The organism is Herbaspirillum sp. (assembly GCF_017744395.1).
Taxonomy (GTDB): Bacteria; Pseudomonadota; Gammaproteobacteria; order Burkholderiales; family Burkholderiaceae_D; genus Herbaspirillum.
The window spans coordinates 449,134-473,331 of the sequence record NZ_JAGIBI010000003.1 but is presented as its reverse complement, the minus strand read 5'-3'; the positions used below and the strand labels follow the sequence as shown (position 1 = coordinate 473,331).

Here is a 24,198-nt window from a genome sequence, read left to right as displayed (position 1 = left end):
CTGTTAAGCATTCACGTCACTACGCGGAGGAATATCGTGTTTTGGGAAAAGAAGCTTAACGCCTGGGTAGAGAATGTACGCAACGTGTCGGCGCTGCCGCTGCCGCTGCGGCTGGTGCTGTGGAACGGCCAGCAATACGACTTCAGCCAGGGAGCCCCGGAAGTCACGCTGAAAGTGCCGCAGGCATCGGCCATCACCTCCCTGCTAAACCCCTCTCTCGCCAACCTCGGCGAGGCCTACGTCGAGGGCAGGATCGAGGTCGACGGCGCGGTCAAGAACATCATCAGCGTAGCCAACGCGCTGGCCTCCAACACGCTCAAGGCCGAAGGCAAGCTGGGACGCATGGTGCGCAGCGTGACCCACACCAGGAAGAAGGATGCGGAGGCGATCCAGTACCACTACGACGTCTCCAACGACTTCTACAAGCTGTTCCTCGACGAGAACATGGTGTATTCCTGCGCCTACTTCGAAAACGGCGACGAGGACCTGGGCGCGGCACAGATCAAGAAGATCGACCACATCCTCAATAAGATCCAGCTCAAACCCGGCCAGACCCTGCTTGACATCGGCTGCGGCTGGGGCGCGCTGGTGCTGCGCGCGGCGCAAAAGTTCGGCGCCAGGTGCGTGGGCATCACCCTGTCGCAGAACCAGTACGCGCTGGCCAGGGAACGCGTGGAGCGCGCCGGCCTCGCCGACCGGATCGAGATCCGCCTGCAGGACTACCGCGACGTCACCGGCACCTTCGACCGCATTACCAGCGTGGGCATGTTCGAACACGTCGGCATCAAGAATCTGCCGCTGTATTTCAGGCAGATCCACAACCTGCTGGCCGACGGCGGCATGGCGATGAACCACGGCATCACCACCACCGACATCGACAACGGCGAATCGCCTTACGGCGCCGGCGAATTCATCGACAAGTACGTGTTCCCGGCCGGTGAGCTGCCGCATATCAGCGTGGTCCTGAAGACCATGCAGGAAGGCGGGCTGGAGGCTTTCGACGTGGAAAACCTGCGCCGCCACTATGCCAGGACCTGCGGCATCTGGGCCGACAACTTCGAGGCCAACGCCGATGCCATCCGCCAGGCCACCGACGAGAAGCGCTACCGCATCTGGCGCGTCTACCTGGCGGGCAGCGCCTATGGCTTCGAGCGCGACTGGATTTCGCTGTATCAAGTGGTTTGCACCAAGGCCAACACCAGCGCGCAAGGCTTGCCGTGGTCGCGCAACTACATCTACGGCAAGTAAAGTCCAAAAGAAAACGGGCATGCGGATGATCCGCTGCCCGTTTCTTTCTTGCCCCATACAGGGCCGCGCTTATTCCGGCTTGCTCTTCTCGGCGAAGACCTCGCGCAATTTCGCCACCTTGGGCGCCACCACGAACGCGCAATATCCCTGGAAAGGATGCTGCTGGAAATAATTCTGGTGGTAATCCTCGGCCTTGTAATAAGGCTGAGGCGGACTGAGTTCAGTGACGATCGGCGCATCCCACACCAACGCCATTTCGGCGATGACATGCCTGGCGGTCTCGTGCTGCCGCTCGTCCTGGTAATAGATGACGGAACGGTATTGGGTGCCGACATCGTTGCCTTGCCGGTTCAGTGTGGTCGGGTCATGGATGGTGAAGAATATCTCCAGGATTTCCCGATAACTGATGGTTTGCGGATCGAAAGCCAGTTTCACCACTTCCGCGTGGCCGGTCTGGCCGCCGCAAACCTGCTCGTAGCTGGGATTGGCGAGCGCGCCGCCGGTATAGCCCGACTCCACCGACTCAACGCCCTTGACCTGCTGATAGACCGCCTCCAGGCACCAGAAGCAACCGCCGCCCAGCACTGCGATTTCGCCAGCCATAATGACCTCCCCGTTCTCAATTGCATTAGTAAAACTCTAACGCAAAACGGCGGCTGCCGTACGGCTTTGTTGACACGCACCAATAGGGCGGCAGGACATGCCGCGATCCGTTATCATTCGTATATCCGGCCATTGCGCTTGCGGGCGCCGCCATTTCGAAACAACCCCCATATCTTCGATGCACACACGCTTTCCGCGCGCCGAGTCGCGCGAATTCGACGCCGCCCATTTCCGCCAGGCCCTGTCCCAGTTCGCCACCGGCGTGACGGTCATCACCACGCGCCTGGCCGACGGCACCTTGCTCGGCCTGACCGCCAGCTCCTTCAATTCGGTTTCGCTGGACCCGCCGCTGGTGCTGTGGAGTCTGGGCACGAAGGCCAACAGCCTGCCGGTTTTCTCGGGCAATTCGCACTATGTCATCAACATCCTAAGTGCCGATCAAGCGCACATCGCCCAGCAGTTCGCCAGCAAAAAAGAGAACCGATTCGAAGGTATTGCCTACTCGCTCTCGCGTACCGGGCAACCGGTGCTGGATGGCGCCTCGGCCTGGTTCGAATGCCACAATCGCAGCCAGTATCCTGAAGGCGATCATGTGATTTTCGTCGGTGAGGTGGAGCATTGCGAAGTACAGCCGCAGGCGGCGCTGGTATTTCATAACGGCCGCTTCATCAAGACGGATGATGTGTGATCCGCGATCCTGCAAAGGCTTGCCCTAACTTTGATGCAAGCAATAAAAAAGCGCCCGAAGGCGCTTTTTTATTTGGTACTGATTCAAATCAGAACTTGTAGCCGACGGACAGGAATGTCACCACCGGATTGATCTTAACTTCAGTTTCCGAACGAACCGTACCCAGGGCGGTATTGGTCGTCGTCAGCTCAGCCTTGGTTTTCAACGGAATGTAGGAAACCGACAAGCCAACCGACCATTTGTCGTCGATGTTATAGACACCACCCAAATTGAACACCGGCGCCCACGAGCTGCTCAGATTTGCACTGGTCGGGGAGTTGGGATTGCCGAAGCGAGTGCCGATGGTGCGCTGGAAGTTGGAGGTCAGGTTGACATCGTCATACCACACGTAGGTAATACCCAAACCGACAAAAGGACGGAATGCCGACTTCGCCTCGCCGAAATAATATTTTGCGACCAGTGCCGGGCTCCACTGCTTCGCGCTACCCAGTTCACCGACGCCTGCCAGGGTGCCGCTGCCATTGAGTTTGAATGTCGGCGGGATGCCCAGGTCAGCAGTCAGTGCAACGTTGTCAGTGAAGAAGTGCGTGAAAGCAAAACCCACGGTATCTGCGTTGGAGACCGAGGATCCCGAACCTGCCAATGTCGTTTGGAGCGGGCTGGTGACGCGAATCGGATCGCTGGAATCACGTGGCGTAAAATGAAACCAACCTAGGTTGACGATATTGCTGCCAGCGCTTTGCGCCATCGCCGGAGCGGCGAATGCAGCCATCACGGACAGCGCTGCGATCTTGGGCAAAAGGGAAAATTGTTTCTTCATTTATACGTCTCCAAGTAATTGGGGGCTGCGCCCCGATTTTTATTCCCCCGGTTAATACCGGCAGGCTTGTTTTCCAACGGCTGGTTTACCGTTTTTTGATTTTTCTACCTAATTCAGGGTTACCGCCCCTCGGTGCTTACTTACATCAAGCAAAAAGAACGCGCGTGCTATTCTTTGAAGATACTATGCCAGCTTTGTGACAATTTGTATAGACGATGTTACCCGCTGTCTTGTTTTGACAACCAGCAACTGACCAAAAGGTCAGTACTGGCGCGAATGGCAGAGCTATGAGGAAGGGGAAGACGGCGCGCTCAGGCGCCGGTCAGGCGTGACAGGATGCCAATGGAATCGAAGGCGGCGCGGCGCAAACGGTCGTTCACTCCTTGCCATTGTCCAGTCACAGGAAGCGCCTCGACGACGATGATGTCGGCGCCGGCGTGATCCATGTCGCGCAAGGCGGCATAGATGTCGTGCGCATAGGCATCCGCCTCTTGCGGCATGCGCCGGGCGGCGAATACCTGGGGCGGTTGCGGCGCGCGGTGGATCAGCGCCGCTGTCTTGTTCTGCGCGTGCAGCCTGGCGAGCACCTGCGGTACTTCTTCCGGGCTCACCTGCACCACCGGCGTATGCGGCGCGTAGTGCGCATCCAGCGTCCCCGAAGCGCGCGGCGCGGCGGCATCCGGCGCGGCAGGCGCGGCGCCCAGCACCGCGGCGATCTGTTCGGAACTGATCTGGCCCGGACGCAGCAGCACCGGACCATGGGTATCGATGCGGCTGAGGTCGACGATGGTCGACTCGATCCCGACCTCGCTCTGGCCGCCATCGAGCACGTAATCGACCAGGCTGCTTTCATCGTCGCCGAATTCTTCGCGCACATGCGCGGCGGTGGTGGGGCTGACGTGTCCGAATTTGTTGGCGGAGGGGCCGGCGATGCCGCCCTTGCCGCCGCGGAATTCGCGCAGCAGCGCCTGCGCCACCGGATGCGACGGGCAACGCACGCCCACCGTATCCTGGCCGCCGGCGACGGCGTCGGGAATGTGCGGCGCGCGTTTCAAGATCAGCGTCAGCGGCCCCGGCCAGAATGAAGCGATCAGGCGGCGCGCCTCCACCGGCACCGATGCCGCCCAGTAGCCGATGTCGGCCTCGGGCGCAATATGCACGATCACCGGATGGTTGGCCGGACGCCCCTTGGCGGCATAGATCGCCGCAATTGCCGCGGGGTTTTCGGCATCGCCGCCAAGGCCGTAGACCGTCTCGGTCGGGAACGCCACCAGCTTGCCCTGCTCCAGCTTGCGCGCGGCCAGCATCACGGCGGCCGCATCGATCGCTTGTTCGTGGGGAATACGCTTGTCGTCGCTCATGGTTGCGTCCCGCCGGCTTAAAGCGCGATGCCGAGGATGGCGCAGGCGGCAGCGAGCTGCCGTTGCGCATCTTCCATCGTGGCGCCGGTGAAGGTCACGTGGCCCATCTTGCGGCCACGGCGCGGTTCGGCCTTGCCGTACAGGTGCAGATGCGCGCCGGGCAATGCCAGCACTTGCTCCCATGCCGGTTCGCGCACGTTCTCGCCCGCGCCTTCGTACCAGACGTCGCCCAGGATGTTCAGCATCACCGCCGGCGAATGCTGGCGCGCGTCGCCCAACGGCAAGCGCGCCATCGCGCGCGCCTGCTGCTCGAACTGACTGGTGACGCAGGCGTCGATGGTGTAGTGGCCGCTGTTGTGCGGACGCGGCGCCATTTCGTTGACCACCAGCGAGCCGTCCTGCAGCACGAAGAATTCGATGCACAGCACGCCCACATAATGCAAGCCGTCGATGATCTGCAACGCGGCCTGCTGCGCACGCGCGGCTGCTTCCGGCTTGATGTTGGGGCCGGGCACGGTCGTGGTGAACAGGATGCCGTCGCGGTGCACGTTCTCGGCGATCGGATAGACCACGGCCTGGCCGTCGTCGCCGCGCGCCACCAGCACCGAAACTTCATAAGCCAGCGGCAGCATCTTTTCCAGCACACAGGTCACGCCCTGCATGCCGGCGAAGGCAGCGCGCACTTCGTCTTGCGTGCGCACGCGCACCTGGCCCTTGCCGTCGTAACCCATGCGTGCGGTCTTCAGGATACCGGGCAGCAGGTCGTCGCCGATGCCGTCGATGTCGGCGGCGGTATTGATCACGCGGTGCGGCGCCGGCAGCACGCCGGAACGGCTGCCGCATTCGGTGAAGAAAGCCTTCTCGGCTGTGCGGTCCTGGGCGATCGATACGCCGCTTGCCGCAGGCGCCACGAAGGTCTGTCCCGCCAGGGTCGCCAGGCTTTGCGCCGAGACGTTTTCGAATTCGGTAGTCACGGCGGCGCACAAACCGCCCAACTCGGCCAAAGCCTTGGCATCGTCATAAGGCGCGGCCAGCAAGCGATCCGCCACCTGCCCGGCCGGGCAATCGGCGTCGGCCTCCAGCACGGCGACCTTGAAGCCCATGCTTTGCGCGGCATGGGCGAACATGCGGCCGAGTTGGCCGCCGCCCATCACGCCCAGCCAGGTGGCTGGGGTAGTCGAAGGAACGGCGGGACGGGCTTGTTTCTGGGACTGCTTGGTCATACGGGCAATTTCATATCTAGGGCGACTTGCGTCTGGGTCTTGCGGAAGGCTTCCAGCTTGGCGGCCAATGCGTCGTCGGTGGTCGCCAGCATGGCGATGGCCGACAGCGCGGCGTTCGCGGCGCCGGCTTCGCCGATGGCGTAGGTCGCCACCGGAATGCCCTTGGGCATCTGCACGATGGACAACAGCGAATCCTCGCCGCGCAGGTACTTGGAGGGCACCGGCACGCCCAGCACCGGCACGATGGTCTTGGCGGCGATCATGCCCGGCAGGTGGGCGGCGCCGCCGGCGCCGGCGATGATGGCGCGCAGGCCGCGCCCGCGCGCGGTCTCGGCGTAGGCGAACATCTGGTCCGGCATGCGGTGCGCGGAAATCACCTGCGCCTCATGCGCGACGCCGAAATCCTTGAGGATGGCGACCGCGTGCTGCATCACGTCCCAGTCCGAGGACGATCCCATGACGACGCCGATCACCGGCTTGATTGCGGAGGTGCTCATCGTTCAGTCCTTCAGCTTTTCGCCGGTCAGGCGCTCCAGCGCTTCGCGGTACTTGGCGCCGGTCTTCTCGATCACGTCGGCCGGCAGCGCCGGCGCCGGCGGCGTCTTCTTCCAGCCGTCCACGGTTTCCAGGTAATCGCGCACGAACTGCTTGTCGAACGACGGCGGCGAGATACCGACCTGGTAGCTGTCGGCCGGCCAGAAGCGCGAGGAATCGGCGGTCAGCACCTCATCCATCAGGTGCAGCACGCCGTTGTCGTCCAGGCCAAACTCGAACTTGGTGTCGGCGATGATGATGCCGCGGGTGGCGGCGTAGTCGGCGGCGGCGACGTACAGCTTGATCGCGACGTCGCGGATCTTGTTAGCCAGCTCGGTGCCGATGCGCTTCTCGGTTTCCTCGAAGCTGATGTTCTCGTCATGCTCGCCCAGATCCGCCTTGGCGGCCGGGGTGAAGATCGGCTGTTCCAGCTTGGAAGCCTGCTGCAGGCCGGCCGGCAGCTTGATGCCGCAGATCGCACCGGTCGCCTGGTAATCCTTCCAGCCCGAACCGATGATGTAGCCGCGCACCACGGCTTCCACCAGGATCGGCTTGAGGCGCTTGGCCACCACGGCGCGTCCGCGCACCTGCTCCACTTCATTGGGCGCCACCACCGAGGCCGGGTCGATGCCGGTCAGGTGGTTGGGCACGATATGGCCCAGCTTCTCGAACCAGAAGTCGCTCATCTGGTTCAGCACGCGGCCCTTGCCGGGAATCGGCTCGTTCATGATGACGTCGAAGGCCGACAGGCGGTCGGTGGTCACGATCAGCAACTTGTCGTCGCCGACGGCGTAGTTTTCGCGGACCTTGCCTGTGCCCAGCAGCGGCAGGGAAGTGATCGAGGATTTGTACAGACTGCTCATGGTGGTATTCCGTAAAGTCAAAAACCGGAACCGCTGTGAACGGTCCCGGTCGGTTAGTGCGCGTGCGTCGAATAACTGAAATTATTGAACGATTTGCGCCAGTTCGCCCTTCTTGTACTTCTCTGCAATCTTCTCCAGCGGCAGCGCCTTGATCTTGCCGGCCTGGCCTTCGCAGCCGAACGACAGGTAGCGCGCCTTGCACACCAGCTTGGCCGCTTCGCGCGCCGGCTTCAGGTAGTCGCGCGGGTCGAACTTGGACGGATTTTCGAACAGGTAGCGGCGGATCGCGCCGGTCATCGCCAGGCGGATGTCGGTGTCGATGTTGATCTTGCGCACGCCGTGCTTGATGCCTTCCTGGATCTCTTCGACCGGCACGCCGTAGGTTTCCTTCATGTCGCCGCCGAATTCGCGGATCTCGGCCAGCAGTTCCTGCGGCACCGAGGAGGAGCCGTGCATCACCAGGTGGGTGTTGGGGATGCGGGCGTGGATTTCCTTGATGCGGTCGATCGCCAGGATGTCGCCGGTCGGCTTGCGCGAGAACTTGTAGGCGCCGTGCGAGGTGCCGATGGCAATCGCCAGCGCGTCGCACTGGGTCTGCTTGACGAAGTCGGCGGCCTGGTTGACGTCGGTCAGCAGTTGCTCGCGGGTCATGGTGCCTTCGGCGCCGTGGCCGTCTTCCTTGTCGCCCTTCATGGTTTCCAGCGAACCGAGCACACCCAGTTCGGCTTCCACGGTCACGCCGATGGCGTGCGAGAACTCGACCACCTTGCGCGAGACTTCGACGTTGTATTCATAGCTGGCGACCGACTTGCCGTCTTCCATCAGCGAGCCGTCCATCATCACCGACGAGAAGCCCGACTTGATCGCGGCCATGCACACCGCCGGCGACTGGCCGTGGTCCTGGTGCATGACGACCGGGATGTGCGGATAGGCTTCCACCGCCGCCGAGATCAGGTGGCGCAGGAAGGCTTCGCCGGCATACTTGCGGGCGCCGGCCGAGGCTTGCATGATCACCGGCGCGCCGACTTCATCGGCCGCCTGCATGATGGCGGTGACCTGCTCCAGGTTGTTGACGTTGAATGCCGGCAGGCCGTAACCGTTTTCGGCGGCGTGGTCCAGCAATTGACGCATAGAGACGAGAGGCATGATAAGAACTCCAGAACGATAAAAAATCAGTACTCGCCGACCCGCAGGATCTTCAGGGCGTTGGTGCCGCCGACCTGGCCGATGGGCTCGCCCCAGGTCACGACGATCAGGTCGCCCTTCTGCACGACGCCTTGCGCCAGCAGCAGGTCCTGCACGCCCTTCAAGACCACTTCGGTATCGGTCGATTGGGCCAGTTCGAAGGTACGCACATTGCGGTACAGCGCCGCCTTCTGGCGGGTGGCCACATTGGGCGTGATGGCGAAAATGGGAATATCGATGTTGTGGCGGCTCATCCACAGCGCGGTCGAACCCGACTCGGTGAGCGCGGCGATAGCCTTCACGCGCAGATGGTGCGCGGTAAACAGCGCGCCGTACGCGATCGACTGGTCGATGCGGGTAAAGCGCAGGTTCAGGAAATCGGCATCCAGGCGGACATCTTCGGAGCGCTCGGCTTCCAGGCAGATGGCCGACATGGCTTCCACGGTTTCCACCGGATACTTGCCGGAGGCGGTCTCGGCCGAGGTCATCACGGCATCGGTGCCGTCCAGCACGGCGTTGGCGACGTCGGACACTTCCGCGCGGGTCGGCACGGCGTTGACGATCATCGACTCCATCATCTGGGTCGCGGTGATGGTCAGCTTGTTGGAGGCGCGCGCCATCTTGATCATACGCTTTTGCAGGCCCGGCACGGCGGCGTTGCCCACTTCCACGGCGAGGTCGCCGCGCGCCACCATGATGCCGTCGGAAGCGTCCAGGATTTCCTGCAGCAGCGGGATCGCTTCGGCGCGTTCGATCTTGGCGATCATCATCGGCTTGTGGCCGAACGGCTCGCCGGCGACGTTGGCCAGCTGGCGCGCCATTTCCATGTCGGTGGCGTTCTTGGGGAAGGAGACGGCGATATAGTCGGCCTGGAAGCTCATCGCGGTCTTGATGTCGTCCATATCCTTGGCCGTCAGCGCCGGCGCCGACAAGCCGCCGCCCTGGCGGTTGATGCCCTTGTTGTTGGACAGCTCGCCGCCGATCTTGACCACGGTGTGGATCTCGTTGCCCAGTACGCGTTCGACGATCAGCACGATCAGGCCGTCATTGAGCAGCAGCACATCGTCGCCCTTGAGGTCGCGCGGCAATGCCTTGTAGTCGAGGCCGACGCGCTCCTGGTTGCCCAGCTGGCAATCGGCGTCGAGGATGAACTTGTCGCCGTTGGCCAGCGTGATCTTGCCTTGCTCGAACTTGCCCACGCGGATCTTCGGACCTTGCAGGTCGGCCATGATGGCGACCTTCTTGTTGCATTCGTCGGCCACCTGGCGCACCAGCGTGGCGCGGTCGATATGGTCTTGCGGCTTGCCGTGCGAAAAGTTCAGGCGCACGACATCGACGCCGGCGCGAATCATGCGAGTCAGGGTTTCACGGTCGCTGGAGGCCGGGCCGATGGTTGCGACGATTTTTGTTGCTCTGGACATGAGGACTCTCTGTTTTCGACTTTTCGACTGGGTGCGGAAAACCGCCGGCTTGGCGGGCGGGTTTCCAATTCCGGGATGCGCATCTCCCGCGCATCCCCATGGATGCTGTTACTGCGCGCGCTGCAGCAGGATCTCGACCGCCGGCAGGGTCTTGCCCTCCAGGAATTCCAGGAAGGCGCCGCCGCCGGTCGAGATGTAGCCGACCTTGTCGGCGATGTTGTACTTGGCGATCGCGGCCAGGGTGTCGCCGCCGCCAGCGATCGAGAAACCCTTGGAGGCGGCAATCGCGCGCGCCAGCGTTTCGGTGCCTTTGCCGAACTGGTCGAATTCGAACACGCCGACCGGACCGTTCCAGACGATGGTGCCGGCATTGGCGAGCTGCTCGGCCAACAGGGCCGCGGTCTTCGGGCCGATGTCGAAGATCATGTCGTCGTCGGCCACATCCTTCGCATCCTTGACGGTCGCCGCGGCGGTCGGCGAGAACTCCTTGCCGCACACCACATCGACCGGGATCGGCACCGAGGCGCCGCGCTTGGCCATCATGTCGATGATCGCCTTGGCGTCATTGACCAGGTCCGGCTCGGCCAGCGACTTGCCGATCTTCAGGCCGGCCGCCAGCATGAAGGTGTTGGCGATGCCGCCGCCGACGATCAGGTTGTCGACCTTTTCGGCCAGGGTCTTCAAGATGGTCAGCTTGGTCGAGACCTTGGAGCCGGCCACGATCGCCACCAGCGGACGGGCCGGCTGGTTCAGCGCCTTGCCCAAGGCATCCAGCTCGGCCGCCAGCAGTGGACCGGCACAGGCGACCGGCGCGAACTTGGCCACGCCGTGGGTGGTGGCTTCGGCGCGGTGCGCGGTGCCGAAGGCGTCGTTGACGTATACATCGCACAGCTTGGCGATCTTTTGCGCCAGTTCGTCGCTGTTCTTCTTCTCGCCCTTGTTCAAACGGCAATTTTCCAGCAGCACCACCTGGCCCGGCGCGACATCCACGCCGTCAACCCAGTTGGCGACCAGCTTGACTTCAAAACCCAGCAGCTCGGACAGGCGCTTGGCGACCGGCGCCAGCGAATCTTCCGGCTTGAATTCACCTTCCACCGGACGCCCCAGATGGGACGTCACCATCACCGCGGCGCCGGCCTTGTGCGCATCGCGAATGGCCGGAATCGAGGCGCGAATGCGCGTATCTTCGGTGATATTGCCTGCATCGTCCTGCGGCACGTTGAGATCGGCACGGATGAAGACGCGTTTCCCTTGTAACTGGTTGGCAGAAATCAGGTCGCTCAGTCGGTTGAATTTCATAAGTCCAAATGCGAAGGTGAGGGCGAAAAATGCAGTATTTTACTCCAGCCAGCCCGCCTCCAGACGGTTTCTGGGGGAATTCGCCCGGTATCCGCGCTGGGCTGGCGACGACGCATGGCAATCCCGGTCAACTGCCCCGCAACTGCCTACAACACCAGTCTCAATACGGTAAAGAGTGCCATTCCCGCCACAATAGTTCCCAGCAGGCTTCGTGTTGCCAGGAAGAAAACCGCGCCGCCGATGCCTGCCAGCAATTTGGGATTGGCCAGGCTGATATCGACCATGCCGTCAGCGGCCGCCAGGTCGGGAATGACGATGGCCGCCATGGCCGCCGCCGGCGCATAGCTCAGGGCATGCTTGAGCCGGGGCGGCAGCTTGACGGCGTGGCCGAACAGGAAGAAGCCGCTGCGGGTGACCAGCGTGGACAAGGTCATCAGGGCGATGGCCGCCCAGACATACCAATCGCTCATGCCGCCACCTCGCCGCCCTCGTCTTCATCCTCATCCTCTTTCTCGCGCATCGGCAGGAACTTGTCCGCCGCCAGCGCCGCGGCCATACCCGTGACCATCGCCGCCAGCAAACCCAGGCGATAAGGGAAATGCAGCGCCAGCACCGCGACGGTGCCCGACACCGCCACGCCGGCCAGCGCCGGCAGGTTGTTGGTCATCGGGATCATGATGGCGATCAGCGCCAGCGTGCCGGCAAAGCCGATGTTCCAGCTTTCCGGGATCTGGCTGGCCAGCAGGATGCCGACGGTCGCGCCCAGTTGCCACGCGACCCAGCCGGGATAGCAGATGGCCGCGAAGAAACCGATCTTGCCGGCCGGCTGGCCCACGGTATGGAGGGGGAAGCGCTGCGGAAAAAACGCCATCGAGATGTCACCGTTGAAAAAGCCGTACCAGACCCGCCGGTACCAGGGCAAATGCTCGAAATGGGGAGCCACGGCGGCGGAAAAGATGACGAAGCGCAAATTGACGATCATCGCCGTGAAAAACACCACCAGCAGCGGCGTGCCAGCCGCCAGCAGCGGCAGCACCGCGAACTGCGCCGACCCCGCATAGACCAGCAGGCTCATGCCCAGCGACTGGAAGATGCTCATCCCCGACTTGACCATGGCCATGCCCGACACGATGCCCCAGGCGAACACCGCCGGTATGGTCGAGGCGCTGGCCCGCCAGCCTTCCTGGAACGCTTCCTTTTCGACGCGGCGCGCCTGCGACAGCGCGGTGCTGTCCGATGGCGTAGCGGCGCCAGTCTCCTTCTGCATTGTTGTTTCCGCTTTGCGCTTGATGAAATGGGCGCCGGCCTCCGGAACGGAGGGCAGGCTTGCCTCACAGCATTTTTACCCAAGCCTGTCATTCTATAGATGAAAGTTTTTGCTCGCTTGAATCCGCTAAAATGGAGCTCTTTCGTTCCGTTTTCCGATTATTCCCCGGGGAGATATCCATCATGTCCATGGCAGACCGCGACGGCAAAATCTGGAAGGATGGCAAGCTGATCGATTGGCGCGACGCCACCATCCACGTGCTTACCCATACCCTGCACTACGGCATGGGCGTCTTCGAAGGCGTGCGCGCCTACAAGACGCCGCAGGGCACGGCGATCTTCCGTTTGAAGGAACACACCCAGCGCCTGTTCAATTCGGCCAAGATCTTCCAGATGGAGGTGCCGTTCGACCAGCAAACCATCTACGAGGCGCAGCGCCAGGTGGTGCGCGAGAACAAGCTGGAATCCTGCTACATCCGCCCGCTGGTCTGGATCGGCTCGGAAAAGCTGGGCGTGTCCGCCAAGGGCAACACGATCCACGTCGCCATCGCCGCCTGGCCGTGGGGCGCCTACCTGGGCGAAGATGGCATCGCCAAGGGCATCCGCGTGAAGACCTCGTCGTTCTCGCGCCACCACGTCAACGTCTCGCTGGTGCGCGCCAAGGCCTGCGGCTACTACATCAATTCGATCCTGGCCAACCAGGAGGCGCTGGCCGACGGCTACGACGAAGCGCTGCTGCTGGACACCGACGGCTACGTCTCGGAAGGCTCGGGCGAGAACGTCTTCATCGTCAAGAACGGCAAGATATATACCCCCGACCTGGCATCCTGCCTGGACGGCATCACCCGCGACGCGGTGCTGACCATGGCGCGCGACCTCGGCATCGATGTCATCGAAAAGCGCATCACGCGCGACGAGATGTACTGCGCCGACGAAGCCTTCTTCACCGGCACCGCCGCCGAGATCACGCCGATCCGCGAACTGGACCGCCGCACCATCGGCAGCGGCGCGCGCGGCCCCGTCACGGAGAAACTGCAATCGCTGTTCTTCGACGTGGTCGCGGGCAAAGTGCCGAAGTATTCGCACTGGCTGACGCTGGTCTAAGAACCTGTTCACCATCGATTCATTGCATCAACGTTTCAACGCTTACACAGCATCACCTACGGAGAAAAACATGAGCCAAGCTCAATCCCCCCAGGCAGTCGTCCAACTCGAAGGCCGCGACCTGCCGGCCCACTGCCCCAACCCCAACATGACGAGCTGGTCCTCGCACCCGCGCGTGTTCCTGGAGCTGGACGAGCATGGCGCGGCCAAGTGCCCGTACTGCGGCACCCAGTACCAATTGAAACCCGGTACCGTGGTCAAGGGCCACTGAAGCAAAAACGAAGAGGGCCGAACGGCCCTTTTCTCATCTGACTCGGAGATTCTCATGCCCCGTGCCAAAATGATCCACGGCTCCCCCGATGAAATCGAAGCCGCCTACTACGATGCCCTCGCCCGCGCCGATGTCGAAGCGCTGATGGACCTGTGGGCCGAGGACGAGGAGATCGTGTGCATCCACCCCGGCGCCCGGCGCCTGGTGGGCCATGCCGAAATCCGCGCGGTGTGGGAAGAGATCCTGGGCAACGGCGGCCTGCATCTGCGGCCGCGCCAGCTGCATGCCACGCAAAACATGATGGCGGCGGTGCACAGCGTGGTCGAAGAAGTCCACCACGGCGGCGATCCGCAACCCGATGTGCATGTCATCGCCACCAATATCTACATGAAGACCACGCTGGGCTGGCGCATGGTGATGCACCACGCCTCGGTGGCGCCGGGCGCGGCGCCGGCCGAACCGATTTCCAGCGGCGCCATGCTGCACTGACGCCACGACCGCGCAACAAGGCTGCATATGCTCTACATCCCGCCCCGCTGGCTTCCCGGCGGCCACCTGCAAACCATCTATCCGTCGACCTTCATCGCCAAGCCGCCGGTGACCTACCGGCGCGAGCGCTGGGACGCGCCCGACGGCGACTTCGTGGACGTCGATTTCGTCGACGGCAAACCCGGCCGCCCGCTGGTGGTGCTGTTCCACGGGCTGGAAGGCTCGTCGCACAGCCATTACTCGCGCGCGCTACTGGCCGAGGTGCAGCGGCGCGGCTGGCACGGCGCGGTGCCGCATTTCCGCGGCTGCTCGGGCGAGATCAACCTGGCGCCGCGCTTCTACCACTCGGGCGATTCGGCCGAGCTGGACTGGATCCTGCGGCGGCTCAAACAGCGCCAGTCGAACCTGGGCGCCACACACCTGTATGCCGCCGGCGTCTCGCTCGGGGCCAACGCCCTGCTGCGCTGGCTGGGCGAGTCGCAGCACGAGGCCGAAATCGTCGACGCCGCGTGCGCGGTATCGGCGCCGCTCGACCTGGCCGGCGGCGGCGCGGCGCTGGCGCGCGGCTTCAACCGCCTCTACACCTGGGTGTTCCTGCGCACCATGCGGCCCAAGTGCCTGCTCAAGCTGGGGCAATTCCCTGGCCTGTTCGACCGCGATGCGCTGCTGGCCGCGCGCGACCTGTACGCCTTCGACAATATCGTCACCGCGCCGCTGCACGGTTACCGCAACACCGACGACTACTGGGACCGCGCCAGCGCCAAGCACATCCTGCACGACATCACGGTGCCGACGCTGGTCCTCAACGCCAGGAACGATCCCTTCCTGCCGGCGCGCCACCTGCCGCGCACGGCGGCGCCCGAAGTGCTGCTGGAGTACCCGGAACAGGGTGGCCACGTGGGTTTCGCCGCCGGCGGGCCGCCAGGCCGCCTGGACTGGCTGCCGCGCCGGCTGCTGCACTTCCTGGAAGGCCGTGCCGAATCGGCCTTCGCCGCGCAAGAGGAGCACGCGCATGGATAAGATCGTCCGCCAGGCCATGGCCAAGTGGCCCAACGTGCCGCACTGCTTCGGCTGGCTGCGGCTGGATGCGCGCGGCGGCTGGCGCATGCGCGACGAACGCGCGCAGCACCTGGACCTGCCGGGCGAACGCATCGCCCACCCTGCCTTGCTGGCCTTCATCGAACGCAACTATGCCAACGACGAAGCCGGCCGTTGGTATTTCCAGAACGGCCCGCAGCGGGTGTATGTCGATCTCGAACTGATGCCCTACATCGTGCGCACGCAGCCCGGCGCCGACGGCGGCATCGAGCTGGTCCTGCACACCGGCCGACGCATGGAAAACATCGATGCCGCCTGGCTCGACGAGCAAGGCCGCCTGTACCTCGGCGACGGGGAACGCGCCGGCGCGCTGGACGACCGCGACATGCCGCAGATGCTGGGCGCATTGAAGGTGGATGGCAAGGCGGACGAAGATGCGCTGCTGCGCTGGCTGGAAGGCAGCAGCGGCAATGGCGCCGCCCTGCGGCTTGAGCACGCCGGGAAGACAATCGACGTGCAGCGCCTGGACTCGAACGAACTGGCGCGGCATTTCGGCTTTGTCGCCATGCCGCGCCAGGATTGAAGATGCGCTGAAGCGCCGCCGCGTCAGCCGCGGTCCTTCATGTCCTTGGACTCATCCTTCCATTTTTCCTTCCACTCGCGCTCGCGCGCATCGATCAGCGCCTGGTCGTAGAAGGTGGCATCGGGCGCGCGGCGCGCGATGCCCAATTGCTCGATGGCCGCCAGCAGGCTGCCGTTCAAGGCATAGGACTCGGCCAGCGCCAGATGCTGCAAGGCTTGCTTGCCCTGCAGCGCATAGACTTTCGCCAGCTGGTTCTGGATTTGCGGATCGGAACGGTAAAGCTGGGCCTGGTCGCGCAGGTAGGCCACCGCTTCGTCATAGCGCTTCGTCGCTATCAAGGCCTCCCCATACTGGCGCGCCATCACGCGCGAGATCGGGAATTGCTTGCGCATCGCGTCGGCCAGTTGCAGCGCCTGCTGGCCTTGCTTGCGGGCGATCTTGATGTCGATGTCCAGGCTGGCGAACATGATGCCGGCCTTGAACGGCTGCGATGCCTCCTGCGCTTCCTTGAGCATGGCGTCGGCCTGCTCCAGCTTGTTCTGACGGTAGTAGACATAGGCCAGCCCGTACTTGGCGGCCACCGTCTGCAGCTTGGTGTTCTGCTTGGCCTGGCTCTGGAAGCGCTCGGCCGCATCGCGCAAGCCCTGCACCGAATCGTTCTGCAGCACCTGGGTGCGCACGCGCACCAGCTGGAATTGCGGATTGTCCGCGCGCTGCTTGTAGCGCTGGTCACGGATGCGCGCTTCGATATCGGCGATACGCTCGGTGGTCAGCGGGTGGGTCAGCAGGTAAGGCGGCACGGCATCGCTGAAATTGCGCGAAGCCGTCTGCAGGCGGCCGAAGAAGGTGACCATGCCGGACGGATCGAAACCGCCGTCGCGCATGATCTGCAGGCCGATGCGGTCGGCTTCGCGTTCGGCGTCGCGGCTGAAGCTGAGCTGGCGCTGGATGGCCAGGCCGGTGCCGCCCATCATGGTCGCCATGGCGGCATCGCCGCCGGCCTTGGACACGCCGGCCAGGGCGCCCAGCACGATGGCCGCCAGCTGGATCATCGAGTTCTGCTTCTGCTGCCCCAGCATGCGCGCGATGTGGCGCTGGGCGACGTGGCCGATTTCGTGCGACAGCACGCCGGCCAGTTCGGATTCGGACTGCGCCGCCAGGACCAGGCCGCTGTTGACGCCAATGAAGCCGCCCGGCAACGCGAAGGCATTGAGCGTCGGGTCGCGCACCATGAAGAACTGGAAATCGAAGCCGGCTTCGCCGCGCACTTCAGGGTGGACCGACACCAGGTTCAGGCCGAAATCGTTCAGGTATTCCGAGACCGGGCCGTCGTCGATATAGTCGCGGTCGCTGCGGATGTCGCGCATGATCTGCTCGCCCAGCTTGCGCTCCATCAGCGGCGACAGCCCCTCGCGCTCGGTATCGCCCAGCGTCGGCAGGTTCTGCGCCACGCTCGCCGCCGGCGCGATCGTCAGCGGCACGGTAGGCAACAGCAGCAGCGCCGCGGTCAGCGCGCGCGCCAGCATCCTGCGCGCCGGGTGAAGTGGAAGGGTAACGGGCAAAGTCTCGGATCGTTGCATGGACAAAATCTGGAAATGATTACCGTCGTGCCGAAAGCGGAAAGATGGACGCCGCAAGCCGTCCCGGCACGCCTGATATGATACCCGCTCTGTTTCAACGTTCATCATTTTCCCGGCGGACCCGCACATGAGCACACCCAGCGACCAACAGCCCCCCAACGGCGGCCTCACCCATTTCGACCAGAGCGGCCAGGCCCATATGGTCGACGTCGGCGGCAAGCACGAATCGCACCGCGTGGCCGTGGCCAGCGGTGTGATCCGCATGAAGCCGGAGACCCTGACCATCATCGAATCCGGCAGCGCAAAAAAGGGCGATGTCCTGGGCATCGCCCGCATCGCCGCCATCATGGCCGCCAAGCGCACCGGCGACCTGATCCCGCTGTGCCATCCGCTGGCGCTGACGCATGTATCGGTAGAGTTCGAGACCAACGCCGCCGATTCCAGCGTACTGTGCACCGCGCGCGTGGAAACCTACGGCAAGACCGGGGTGGAAATGGAAGCGCTGACCGCGGTGCAGGTCGGGCTGCTGACCATCTACGACATGAGCAAGGCGGTCGACAAGAGCATGGTGATGACCGATATCTGCGTGACCGAGAAGCGCGGCGGCAAGAGCGATATCAGCATGGCGCGGCCTTGAACCCTCCTCCCCCTCGCCAATGAAAAAAGCGCCTCATGGGCGCTTTTTTCATTGAGACGTCGGCGCTAACGCCGGCACGGATCAAGCGCGGCAGTTCGCCGGTGCGAAGCGCGCTTCCAGCGTCCCGGCAGCAAAACCGGTATTGTTGATAGCGCCTTCCGGGGTTGTAGCCTGCGCGACGCCGGCTGCGGCGCACTGCCACTGGATCGAGGAAGAAGTCAGGGTCGGGGTCAGCGTCAGCGTGCCGCCGTTGCCGACACGCTGGGTGAAGGTGATCGTAATGACACCGCCTACGCCGCGTTCCGTCATGGGAGTAACGGTAATGTTTTCCACATTTTCAGTTTTCGTGAAGGTCGGCAAGCCCAACTGGGACACATTGAAGATGCCGTTGTTGGTATTGGCCTGCTCCGCCACCGCCAGCTTGTAGGGCGTAGCCAGGTTCAGGCCCTCGGACACGCGCGAGCGGGCGATGTAATCCTGGAGCTGGCTGGCGCCGATAGTAGCGAGGATGCCGATGATGGCCAGCGTCACCATCAGTTCGAGCAGGGTGAAACCTTGTTGCTTCTTGTTGCGGACGACGGTTTTCATTGAATTCCTGTTTAAAGATGAAGGGCGTTGCCAGTATCGGCAGCGCCCATGATGCGGCAAAGCGAAATACTTCCAAACTAGCAAGATTTAGCGCACACCGCGCTGACCTGCATCAAGGCTGCTGAGTTTCCTGGTTCCTGCGCTTGAGGCTCAGGCCGACCAGCACCACGCCGATGGCGCCGACCAGGCCGGGCAGGCTCAGGTGCAACTGCGCGCCGGGGACGACGAATTCGCTGTCGGGGATGAAGTTCTGCAGGTAGGGCTGGATGCCGCTATCGCTGAAGATCATGCCGCCGGCGATGTAGCCCAGCAATGCAGCGCCCAGCGTGATGATAACTGGGAATTTCTCCATCAATTTCAAGACCAGCGTGCTGCCCCAGACGATGATGGGAATGCTGACCACGATGCCGAACACCACCAGCGCCATCTGGTGCTGGCCGGCCTGTTCGGCTGCGCTGGCAATGGCGATCACGTTGTCCAGGCTCATCACCAGGTCGGCCACGATCACGGTCTTGACCGCGCTCCACAGGCGGTCGCTGCCGCTGACTTCGGCGTGGCCGTCGTCTTCGTTGAGCAGTTTGACGCCGATCCACAGCAGCAACAGGCCGCCGACCAGCTTCAGGTAAGGCAGCTCCAGCATGGTCACGGCAAAGGCAATCAGCGCGATGCGGATGGCGATGGCGCCCAGGGTGCCCCAGACAATGCCCTTGATGCGCAGGTTGGCCGGCAGGTTGCGGCATGCCAGCGCGATCACGATGGCGTTATCGCCGCCAAGCAGGATATCGATCAGGATGATTTGCCCGACCGCCACCCAATTCAGATTTGCCAGAAATTCCATTTACGTCCTTTGCCGTACCGATAGCACGTCGTTGCGCCGCAAACTCCACGGCGACAACCGGCTGCCCGAGCTTCCATAAAAAGACATGGGGAGCCGAAGCTCCCCATGCTTGTCTTGCTGGTTCTGCGTTGGCGCTAAATTACAGCACCGACTTCAGCAGGCGGCCCATTTCGGACGGGTTGCGGGTCACCTTGATGCCGCACTCTTCCATGATCGCCAGCTTGGCTTCAGCGGTGTCGGCACCGCCGGAGATCAGCGCGCCTGCGTGGCCCATGCGCTTGCCCGGGGGCGCGGTCACGCCGGCGATGAAGCCGACCACCGGCTTCTTCATGTTGTCCTTGATCCAGCGCGCTGCGTTGGCTTCGTCAGGACCGCCGATTTCACCGATCATGATGACGGCGTCGGTGTCCGGATCGTCGTTGAATGCCTTCATCACGTCGATGTGCTTCAGGCCGTTGATGGGATCGCCGCCGATGCCGACTGCCGACGATTGGCCCAGGCCCAGGGCGGTCAGCTGGCCGACCGCTTCATAGGTCAGGGTGCCCGAGCGCGAAACCACGCCGATGCGGCCCTTCTTGTGGATGTGGCCCGGCATGATGCCGATCTTGATTTCGTCCGGGGTGATCAGGCCGGGGCAGTTCGGGCCCAGCAGCAGGGTCTTGGAACCGGCCTTGGCCATGCGGTCCTTCAGGGCCAGCATGTCACGCACGGGGATGCCTTCGGTGATGCAGATGGCCAGGTCCAGCTCGGCTTCGACGGCTTCCCAGATCGCGGCGGCGGCGCCGGCGGGCGGCACGTAGATCACCGAGACGGTGGCGCCGGTGGCGTTCTTGGCTTCGCTCACGTTGGCGTAGATGGGAATGCCTTCGAAGTCTTCACCGGCCTTCTTCGGGTTCACGCCGGCGACGAACGCGTTCTTGCCATTCGCGTAATCGCGGCACATGCGGGTGTGGAACTGGCCGGTCTTGCCAGTGATGCCTTGGGTGATGACCTTGGTGTCTTTGTTGATGAGGATCGACATTTCTCTTCCTTGACTGTGATGCCCGCGCCCGGATTCGGTCGGTGCGCAATCTGTTTTCTGGCTCCGGACCTTGCCGGCGCAGGCTTTCGTGTTGGGTTACTTACTTGGCTGCAGCCACGACCTTTTGCGCGGCTTCTTCCATCGAGTCGGCCGAGATGATCGGCAGGCCCGAGTCAGCCAGCAGCTTCTTGCCGATCTCTTCGTTGGTGCCCTTCATGCGCACCACCAGAGGCACCTTCAGCGAAACCGCCTTGGATGCGGCGATCACGCCTTCGGCGATCACGTCACAGCGCATGATGCCGCCGAAGATGTTGACCAGGATGGCCTTCAGGCCCGGGTTCTTCAGCATGATCTTGAAGGCTTCGGTGACCTTCTCGGTGGTGGCGCCGCCGCCCACGTCCAGGAAGTTGGCCGGTTCGCCGCCGAACAGCTTGATGGTGTCCATGGTGGCCATGGCCAGGCCTGCGCCGTTGACCAGGCAGCCGATGTTGCCGTCCAGCGAGATGTAGGCCAGGTCGAACTTGGAAGCTTCGACTTCAGCCGGATCTTCTTCGTCCAGGTCGCGGTAGGCGACGATTTCCGGATGGCGGAACAGGGCGTTGGAGTCGAAGTTGAACTTGGCGTCCAGGGCGACCACGCGGCCGTCGCCGGTCAGGATCAGCGGGTTGATTTCGGCCAGGGAAGCGTCGGTTTCCCAGTAAGCCTTGTACAGGCCTTGCAGGTTCTTGCGGGCTTCGGGGATCGAAGCGGCGGGCACGCCGATCTTGGCGGCCACGTCATCGGCTTGCGCGTCGGTCAGGCCGGCGACCGGGTCGATGACCACGTTGTGGATCTTTTCCGGGTTGCTGTGGGCAACTTCTTCGATGTCCATGCCGCCTTCGCTGGAGGCCATCAGCACGACCTTCTGGGTCACGCGGTCGGTCACCAGGGAAACGTACAGTTCCTTCTTGATGTCGGCGCCTTCTTCGATCAGCAGGCGGCGGACCTTCTGGCCTTCGGGACCGGTCTGGTGCGTGACCAGTTGCATGCCCATGATCTGGTTGGCGTATTCCTTGACCTGCTCGATCGACTTGGCGACCTTCACGCCGCCGCCCTTGCCGCGGCCGCCGGCGTGGATCTGCGCCTTCACGACCCACACCGAGCCGCCCAGGCTCTTGGCTGCCGCTTCGACTTCGTCGACAGACATGCAAGGAACGCCGCGCGGAACGGTTACGCCGAACTGGCGCAGGATTTCTTTACCCTGATACTCATGGATTTTCATGGGAGCTTCCCTTTAGACACTAAATGAATAAAACTTGCCGGATTGAATTTCTGCCGTCGGCGCAATGCCGGATGGCGAGAAAGCAGACCGCAACCCGCAGGCGGGTGTCGCGTCCGTCGCCGGACGAAAACTGGCGCAGGCATGAGCTGCGCGGATTGCGAAAGAATTCGTAGAATTGGGCATGTTCATGCCGTCTGCATGAGTTGGTCTCTGATAGTCGCATCGCGCCGGCATGCGCCGGAGCGATCCGCATTATCCGCCTTCGCTGCTGTCGCCAGCCTTACATCGACCAGTCGCCTTTCAAAGAAACGGCGATAAATCGACACCCTATCGGCTACCGCGCCGCAGCAAAAACTCCCGAATTCTAGCACAGGGCAGGACGGGCGGAGCGGTGGTAGCGCTAACGTTGCCGATAAAGACCTGGGCGCCAGGCTTTTCAGGCACCATTGAGGTCCAATGCCGCCGGAACCGGCATCACCGAAAAACAGGCGCCGCGACGGCCGCACGGCAGTCAGGCATCCATCTCATCCTGGTCCGCCCAGGCGCTATCGAGCGCTTCGCGGATACTGCGATGGGAGAAGCCGCGCTGCTGCAAAAAACGCATGCATTTGGCGCGGGATTCCGCATCCGCCGGCGGCGCGCTGAATTTGCGCCGCAACACCTGGGCCGCACGCGCGCCCTCATCCTCGGCAAGGCCGGATTTCAGCTCGGACAAGGCCTCGCCTTCGATGCCATGGCTTTGCAACTCGGACAGGATGCGATTGTTGCCATAGCGCGCCGCGCGCCGGTGCACCAGGGATTCGGAAAAACGCTCGGAAGAAAGGAAGCGGGACTGCTCAAGCCAGTTGAGCAAGGCGTCGACATCATCGCCCTCTTGCGCGTAAGGGGTAAGCTTACGCGCAAGTTCCAGGCGACTATGCTCACGTGAAGAGAGATATTTGAGCGCCCGTGCTTTCAGGCTGATCGGCGGTCTAGGCATGACGTTCGACTACACGGGCAATAAGGCGGATGACACTGTTGCCGCACACGGCCAAAACGCTACCGGCATGCGGACAAAACGGATACAGCAAAACAATTGAACCACAACTGCTGATATACCAACTGCGGCCGATACGGCGCAACAAGACCTCGCCATACCGACAACAGCTACCACAAGCGGGACGGCGGCGACGGGCGAGGCATCCCTTGCCGCCGTCCCGGCATGCGAATTACGAGGCTTCGGCTTCAGCTTCGCCGTTGGCCAGTTCCGGCACGCCAAGCGCGACGCGGACCTTGTTTTCGATTTCACGCGCCAGTTCCGGATGCTCTTTCAGGAAGTTGCGCGCATTGTCCTTGCCCTGGCCGATCTTTTCGCCGTTGTAGCTGTACCAGGCGCCGGATTTTTCCACTACCTTGTGCTCGGAGCCGAGATCGAGGATTTCGCCTTCGCGCGAGGTGCCTTCCCCGTACAGGATGTCGAAATGGGCTTCGCGGAACGGCGGCGCGACCTTGTTCTTGACGACCTTGACCTTGGTCTCGCTGCCGATCACTTCATCGCCGGACTTGATCGAACCGGTACGGCGGATATCCAGGCGCACGGAAGCGTAGAACTTCAGCGCATTGCCGCCGGTGGTGGTTTCCGGGTTGCCGAACATGACGCCGATCTTCATGCGGATCTGGTTGATGAAGATAACGGTGGTGTTGGTGCGGTTGATGCTGCCGGTCAGCTTGCGCAGCGCCTGCGACATCAGGCGGGCCTGCAGGCCGGGCAGCGAGTCGCCCATGTCGCCTTCGATTTCGGCCTTGGGGGTCAGCGCCGCGACCGAGTCGACCACGATCAGGTCGACCGCGCCCGAGCGCACCAGCGCGTCGGTGATTTCCAGTGCCTGTTCGCCGGTGTCGGGCTGCGAAATCAGCAGGTCGCTCAGGTTGACGCCCAGCTTTTGCGCATAGGTGACATCCAGCGCGTGCTCGGCATCGATGAAGGCGCAGGTGCCGCCCAGTTTTTGCATTTCGGCAATGGCTTGCAGGGTCAGCGTGGTCTTGCCCGAGGATTCCGGACCGTAGATCTCGATGACGCGGCCGCGCGGCAGGCCGCCGACGCCCAGCGCGATGTCCAGCCCCAGGGAACCGGTCGAGACGACCTGGATTTCCTCCGCGACGACGCCATCCTCCATGCGCATCACGGAGCCCTTACCAAACTGCTTTTCGATCTGCGCCAGCGCGGCGGCAAGCGCCTTGCCCTTTTCAGAGTTGTTCGCAGCTTTTTTGTCGTCCATAAATCTCTCTCGGCAAAAG

At 63.0% G+C, this 24,198-nt stretch carries 26 protein-coding genes; 8 read left to right on the top strand and 18 right to left on the bottom strand.

The window, feature by feature from the left end:
- The first annotated feature begins 36 nt into the window (after positions 1 to 36).
- On the top strand, positions 37 to 1,248 hold the full coding sequence (locus J7548_RS10970; RefSeq protein ID WP_290974495.1) for a cyclopropane-fatty-acyl-phospholipid synthase family protein: 1,212 nt from the start codon (positions 37 to 39) through the stop codon (positions 1,246 to 1,248).
- Between the two features lie 69 nt (positions 1,249 to 1,317).
- Here the strand turns inward: J7548_RS10970 and msrA are convergent, their stop codons facing one another.
- Entirely contained in the window at positions 1,318 to 1,851 is a 534-nt protein-coding gene (gene msrA, locus J7548_RS10965; RefSeq protein WP_290974492.1) for a peptide-methionine (S)-S-oxide reductase MsrA, read from the bottom strand.
- 178 nt (positions 1,852 to 2,029) lie between these two features.
- Between msrA and J7548_RS10960 the strand changes: the two genes are divergently transcribed.
- The gene (locus J7548_RS10960; protein ID WP_290974489.1) at positions 2,030 to 2,539 is read left to right on the top strand and encodes a flavin reductase family protein; all 510 of its coding nucleotides are present in this window, start codon (positions 2,030 to 2,032) and stop codon (positions 2,537 to 2,539) included.
- Positions 2,540 to 2,627: 88 nt separating this feature from the next.
- Here the strand turns inward: J7548_RS10960 and J7548_RS10955 are convergent, their stop codons facing one another.
- The 10 genes from J7548_RS10955 to J7548_RS10910 all read right to left on the bottom strand — a co-directional run bounded on the left by J7548_RS10955 (position 2,628) and on the right by J7548_RS10910 (position 12,512).
- Positions 2,628 to 3,359, bottom strand: a complete 732-nt coding sequence (locus J7548_RS10955) for an OmpW family outer membrane protein (RefSeq protein ID WP_290974486.1) — start codon at positions 3,357 to 3,359, stop codon at positions 2,628 to 2,630.
- A 311-nt stretch (positions 3,360 to 3,670) separates the two neighbouring features.
- Complete coding sequence (locus tag J7548_RS10950; protein WP_290974481.1) at positions 3,671 to 4,720, bottom strand: L-threonylcarbamoyladenylate synthase; 1,050 nt, start codon at positions 4,718 to 4,720, stop codon at positions 3,671 to 3,673.
- 17 nt (positions 4,721 to 4,737) lie between these two features.
- On the bottom strand, positions 4,738 to 5,943 hold the full coding sequence (locus J7548_RS10945; protein ID WP_290974479.1) for a 5-(carboxyamino)imidazole ribonucleotide synthase: 1,206 nt from the start codon (positions 5,941 to 5,943) through the stop codon (positions 4,738 to 4,740).
- Positions 5,940 to 6,440, bottom strand: a complete 501-nt coding sequence (purE, locus tag J7548_RS10940; RefSeq protein ID WP_290974476.1) for a 5-(carboxyamino)imidazole ribonucleotide mutase — start codon at positions 6,438 to 6,440, stop codon at positions 5,940 to 5,942. The genes J7548_RS10945 and purE overlap by 4 nt, the downstream gene beginning before the upstream one ends.
- Positions 6,441 to 6,443: 3 nt before the next feature.
- A complete protein-coding gene (locus tag J7548_RS10935) occupies positions 6,444 to 7,340 on the bottom strand; it encodes a phosphoribosylaminoimidazolesuccinocarboxamide synthase (RefSeq protein WP_290974473.1) in 897 nt (298 codons plus the stop codon).
- 81 nt (positions 7,341 to 7,421) lie between these two features.
- Complete coding sequence (fba, locus tag J7548_RS10930; protein ID WP_290974470.1) at positions 7,422 to 8,486, bottom strand: class II fructose-bisphosphate aldolase; 1,065 nt, start codon at positions 8,484 to 8,486, stop codon at positions 7,422 to 7,424.
- A 26-nt stretch (positions 8,487 to 8,512) separates the two neighbouring features.
- Complete coding sequence (gene pyk / locus J7548_RS10925) at positions 8,513 to 9,946, bottom strand: pyruvate kinase (RefSeq protein WP_290974467.1); 1,434 nt, start codon at positions 9,944 to 9,946, stop codon at positions 8,513 to 8,515.
- Positions 9,947 to 10,054: 108 nt separating this feature from the next.
- Positions 10,055 to 11,245, bottom strand: a complete 1,191-nt coding sequence (locus J7548_RS10920; RefSeq protein WP_290974464.1) for a phosphoglycerate kinase — start codon at positions 11,243 to 11,245, stop codon at positions 10,055 to 10,057.
- A 146-nt stretch (positions 11,246 to 11,391) separates the two neighbouring features.
- Positions 11,392 to 11,715, bottom strand: coding sequence for an AzlD domain-containing protein (locus tag J7548_RS10915; protein ID WP_290974462.1), 324 nt, complete (start codon positions 11,713 to 11,715; stop codon positions 11,392 to 11,394).
- Positions 11,712 to 12,512 (bottom strand): AzlC family ABC transporter permease, encoded by an 801-nt coding sequence (locus tag J7548_RS10910; RefSeq protein WP_290974459.1) that lies wholly within the window; start codon positions 12,510 to 12,512, stop codon positions 11,712 to 11,714. The genes J7548_RS10915 and J7548_RS10910 overlap by 4 nt, the downstream gene beginning before the upstream one ends.
- Before the next feature lie 182 nt (positions 12,513 to 12,694).
- Here J7548_RS10910 and J7548_RS10905 point away from each other — a divergent pair, with 182 nt between their 5' ends.
- From J7548_RS10905 to J7548_RS10885, 5 genes are all read left to right on the top strand, one after another.
- Positions 12,695 to 13,615: a branched-chain amino acid transaminase gene (locus J7548_RS10905; RefSeq protein ID WP_290974457.1), complete on the top strand. Its 921-nt coding sequence runs from the start codon at positions 12,695 to 12,697 to the stop codon at positions 13,613 to 13,615.
- Positions 13,616 to 13,685: 70 nt separating this feature from the next.
- Positions 13,686 to 13,886, top strand: coding sequence for a zinc-finger domain-containing protein (locus J7548_RS10900; protein WP_290974454.1), 201 nt, complete (start codon positions 13,686 to 13,688; stop codon positions 13,884 to 13,886).
- 54 nt (positions 13,887 to 13,940) lie between these two features.
- A complete protein-coding gene (locus tag J7548_RS10895; RefSeq protein ID WP_290974451.1) occupies positions 13,941 to 14,375 on the top strand; it encodes a nuclear transport factor 2 family protein in 435 nt (144 codons plus the stop codon).
- 27 nt (positions 14,376 to 14,402) lie between these two features.
- The gene (locus J7548_RS10890; RefSeq protein WP_290974448.1) at positions 14,403 to 15,395 is read left to right on the top strand and encodes an alpha/beta fold hydrolase; all 993 of its coding nucleotides are present in this window, start codon (positions 14,403 to 14,405) and stop codon (positions 15,393 to 15,395) included.
- Positions 15,388 to 15,996, top strand: coding sequence for a DUF2946 family protein (locus J7548_RS10885; RefSeq protein ID WP_290974444.1), 609 nt, complete (start codon positions 15,388 to 15,390; stop codon positions 15,994 to 15,996). Before J7548_RS10890 ends, J7548_RS10885 begins: the two co-directional genes overlap by 8 nt.
- Positions 15,997 to 16,019: 23 nt before the next feature.
- Here J7548_RS10885 and J7548_RS10880 read toward each other — a convergent pair whose 3' ends face one another.
- Positions 16,020 to 17,522 (bottom strand): M48 family metalloprotease, encoded by a 1,503-nt coding sequence (locus J7548_RS10880; protein ID WP_290974441.1) that lies wholly within the window; start codon positions 17,520 to 17,522, stop codon positions 16,020 to 16,022.
- A gap of 181 nt (positions 17,523 to 17,703) precedes the next feature.
- On the opposite strand from J7548_RS10880, the gene moaC reads away from it, so the two are divergent.
- Positions 17,704 to 18,213, top strand: coding sequence for a cyclic pyranopterin monophosphate synthase MoaC (gene moaC, locus J7548_RS10875; protein WP_290974439.1), 510 nt, complete (start codon positions 17,704 to 17,706; stop codon positions 18,211 to 18,213).
- A gap of 81 nt (positions 18,214 to 18,294) precedes the next feature.
- Here moaC and J7548_RS10870 read toward each other — a convergent pair whose 3' ends face one another.
- From J7548_RS10870 to recA, 6 genes are all read right to left on the bottom strand, one after another.
- Positions 18,295 to 18,801, bottom strand: a complete 507-nt coding sequence (locus J7548_RS10870; RefSeq protein WP_290974437.1) for a pilin — start codon at positions 18,799 to 18,801, stop codon at positions 18,295 to 18,297.
- Positions 18,802 to 18,913: 112 nt separating this feature from the next.
- Positions 18,914 to 19,639: a TerC family protein gene (locus J7548_RS10865; protein ID WP_290974435.1), complete on the bottom strand. Its 726-nt coding sequence runs from the start codon at positions 19,637 to 19,639 to the stop codon at positions 18,914 to 18,916.
- A gap of 139 nt (positions 19,640 to 19,778) precedes the next feature.
- Complete coding sequence (gene sucD / locus J7548_RS10860) at positions 19,779 to 20,660, bottom strand: succinate--CoA ligase subunit alpha (protein ID WP_290974433.1); 882 nt, start codon at positions 20,658 to 20,660, stop codon at positions 19,779 to 19,781.
- Between the two features lie 100 nt (positions 20,661 to 20,760).
- Complete coding sequence (gene sucC, locus J7548_RS10855) at positions 20,761 to 21,921, bottom strand: ADP-forming succinate--CoA ligase subunit beta (protein ID WP_290974431.1); 1,161 nt, start codon at positions 21,919 to 21,921, stop codon at positions 20,761 to 20,763.
- A 511-nt stretch (positions 21,922 to 22,432) separates the two neighbouring features.
- Positions 22,433 to 22,900: a recombination regulator RecX gene (gene recX, locus J7548_RS10850; protein WP_290974428.1), complete on the bottom strand. Its 468-nt coding sequence runs from the start codon at positions 22,898 to 22,900 to the stop codon at positions 22,433 to 22,435.
- 229 nt (positions 22,901 to 23,129) lie between these two features.
- Positions 23,130 to 24,179, bottom strand: a complete 1,050-nt coding sequence (gene recA, locus J7548_RS10845; RefSeq protein WP_290974426.1) for a recombinase RecA — start codon at positions 24,177 to 24,179, stop codon at positions 23,130 to 23,132.
- Positions 24,180 to 24,198: the final 19 nt, after the last annotated feature.

What these genes read in the sequence shown, in the direction of transcription:
- msrA (WP_290974492.1), bottom strand. Translation starts at nt 1,851, where the DNA reads ATGGCTGGCGAAATCGCAGTGCTGGGCGGCGGTTGCTTCTGGTGCCTG.
- J7548_RS10960 (WP_290974489.1), top strand. Translation starts at nt 2,030, where the DNA reads ATGCACACACGCTTTCCGCGCGCCGAGTCGCGCGAATTCGACGCCGCC.
- J7548_RS10955 (WP_290974486.1), bottom strand. Translation starts at nt 3,359, where the DNA reads ATGAAGAAACAATTTTCCCTTTTGCCCAAGATCGCAGCGCTGTCCGTG.
- J7548_RS10950 (WP_290974481.1), bottom strand. Translation starts at nt 4,720, where the DNA reads ATGAGCGACGACAAGCGTATTCCCCACGAACAAGCGATCGATGCGGCC.
- J7548_RS10945 (WP_290974479.1), bottom strand. Translation starts at nt 5,943, where the DNA reads ATGACCAAGCAGTCCCAGAAACAAGCCCGTCCCGCCGTTCCTTCGACT.
- purE (WP_290974476.1), bottom strand. Translation starts at nt 6,440, where the DNA reads ATGAGCACCTCCGCAATCAAGCCGGTGATCGGCGTCGTCATGGGATCG.
- J7548_RS10935 (WP_290974473.1), bottom strand. Translation starts at nt 7,340, where the DNA reads ATGAGCAGTCTGTACAAATCCTCGATCACTTCCCTGCCGCTGCTGGGC.
- fba (WP_290974470.1), bottom strand. Translation starts at nt 8,486, where the DNA reads ATGCCTCTCGTCTCTATGCGTCAATTGCTGGACCACGCCGCCGAAAAC.
- pyk (WP_290974467.1), bottom strand. Translation starts at nt 9,946, where the DNA reads ATGTCCAGAGCAACAAAAATCGTCGCAACCATCGGCCCGGCCTCCAGC.
- J7548_RS10920 (WP_290974464.1), bottom strand. Translation starts at nt 11,245, where the DNA reads ATGAAATTCAACCGACTGAGCGACCTGATTTCTGCCAACCAGTTACAA.
- J7548_RS10915 (WP_290974462.1), bottom strand. Translation starts at nt 11,715, where the DNA reads ATGAGCGATTGGTATGTCTGGGCGGCCATCGCCCTGATGACCTTGTCC.
- J7548_RS10910 (WP_290974459.1), bottom strand. Translation starts at nt 12,512, where the DNA reads ATGCAGAAGGAGACTGGCGCCGCTACGCCATCGGACAGCACCGCGCTG.
- J7548_RS10905 (WP_290974457.1), top strand. Translation starts at nt 12,695, where the DNA reads ATGTCCATGGCAGACCGCGACGGCAAAATCTGGAAGGATGGCAAGCTG.
- J7548_RS10900 (WP_290974454.1), top strand. Translation starts at nt 13,686, where the DNA reads ATGAGCCAAGCTCAATCCCCCCAGGCAGTCGTCCAACTCGAAGGCCGC.
- J7548_RS10895 (WP_290974451.1), top strand. Translation starts at nt 13,941, where the DNA reads ATGCCCCGTGCCAAAATGATCCACGGCTCCCCCGATGAAATCGAAGCC.
- J7548_RS10890 (WP_290974448.1), top strand. Translation starts at nt 14,403, where the DNA reads ATGCTCTACATCCCGCCCCGCTGGCTTCCCGGCGGCCACCTGCAAACC.
- J7548_RS10885 (WP_290974444.1), top strand. Translation starts at nt 15,388, where the DNA reads ATGGATAAGATCGTCCGCCAGGCCATGGCCAAGTGGCCCAACGTGCCG.
- J7548_RS10880 (WP_290974441.1), bottom strand. Translation starts at nt 17,522, where the DNA reads ATGCTGGCGCGCGCGCTGACCGCGGCGCTGCTGCTGTTGCCTACCGTG.
- moaC (WP_290974439.1), top strand. Translation starts at nt 17,704, where the DNA reads ATGAGCACACCCAGCGACCAACAGCCCCCCAACGGCGGCCTCACCCAT.
- J7548_RS10870 (WP_290974437.1), bottom strand. Translation starts at nt 18,801, where the DNA reads ATGAAAACCGTCGTCCGCAACAAGAAGCAACAAGGTTTCACCCTGCTC.
- J7548_RS10865 (WP_290974435.1), bottom strand. Translation starts at nt 19,639, where the DNA reads ATGGAATTTCTGGCAAATCTGAATTGGGTGGCGGTCGGGCAAATCATC.
- sucD (WP_290974433.1), bottom strand. Translation starts at nt 20,660, where the DNA reads ATGTCGATCCTCATCAACAAAGACACCAAGGTCATCACCCAAGGCATC.
- sucC (WP_290974431.1), bottom strand. Translation starts at nt 21,921, where the DNA reads ATGAAAATCCATGAGTATCAGGGTAAAGAAATCCTGCGCCAGTTCGGC.
- recX (WP_290974428.1), bottom strand. Translation starts at nt 22,900, where the DNA reads ATGCCTAGACCGCCGATCAGCCTGAAAGCACGGGCGCTCAAATATCTC.
- recA (WP_290974426.1), bottom strand. Translation starts at nt 24,179, where the DNA reads ATGGACGACAAAAAAGCTGCGAACAACTCTGAAAAGGGCAAGGCGCTT.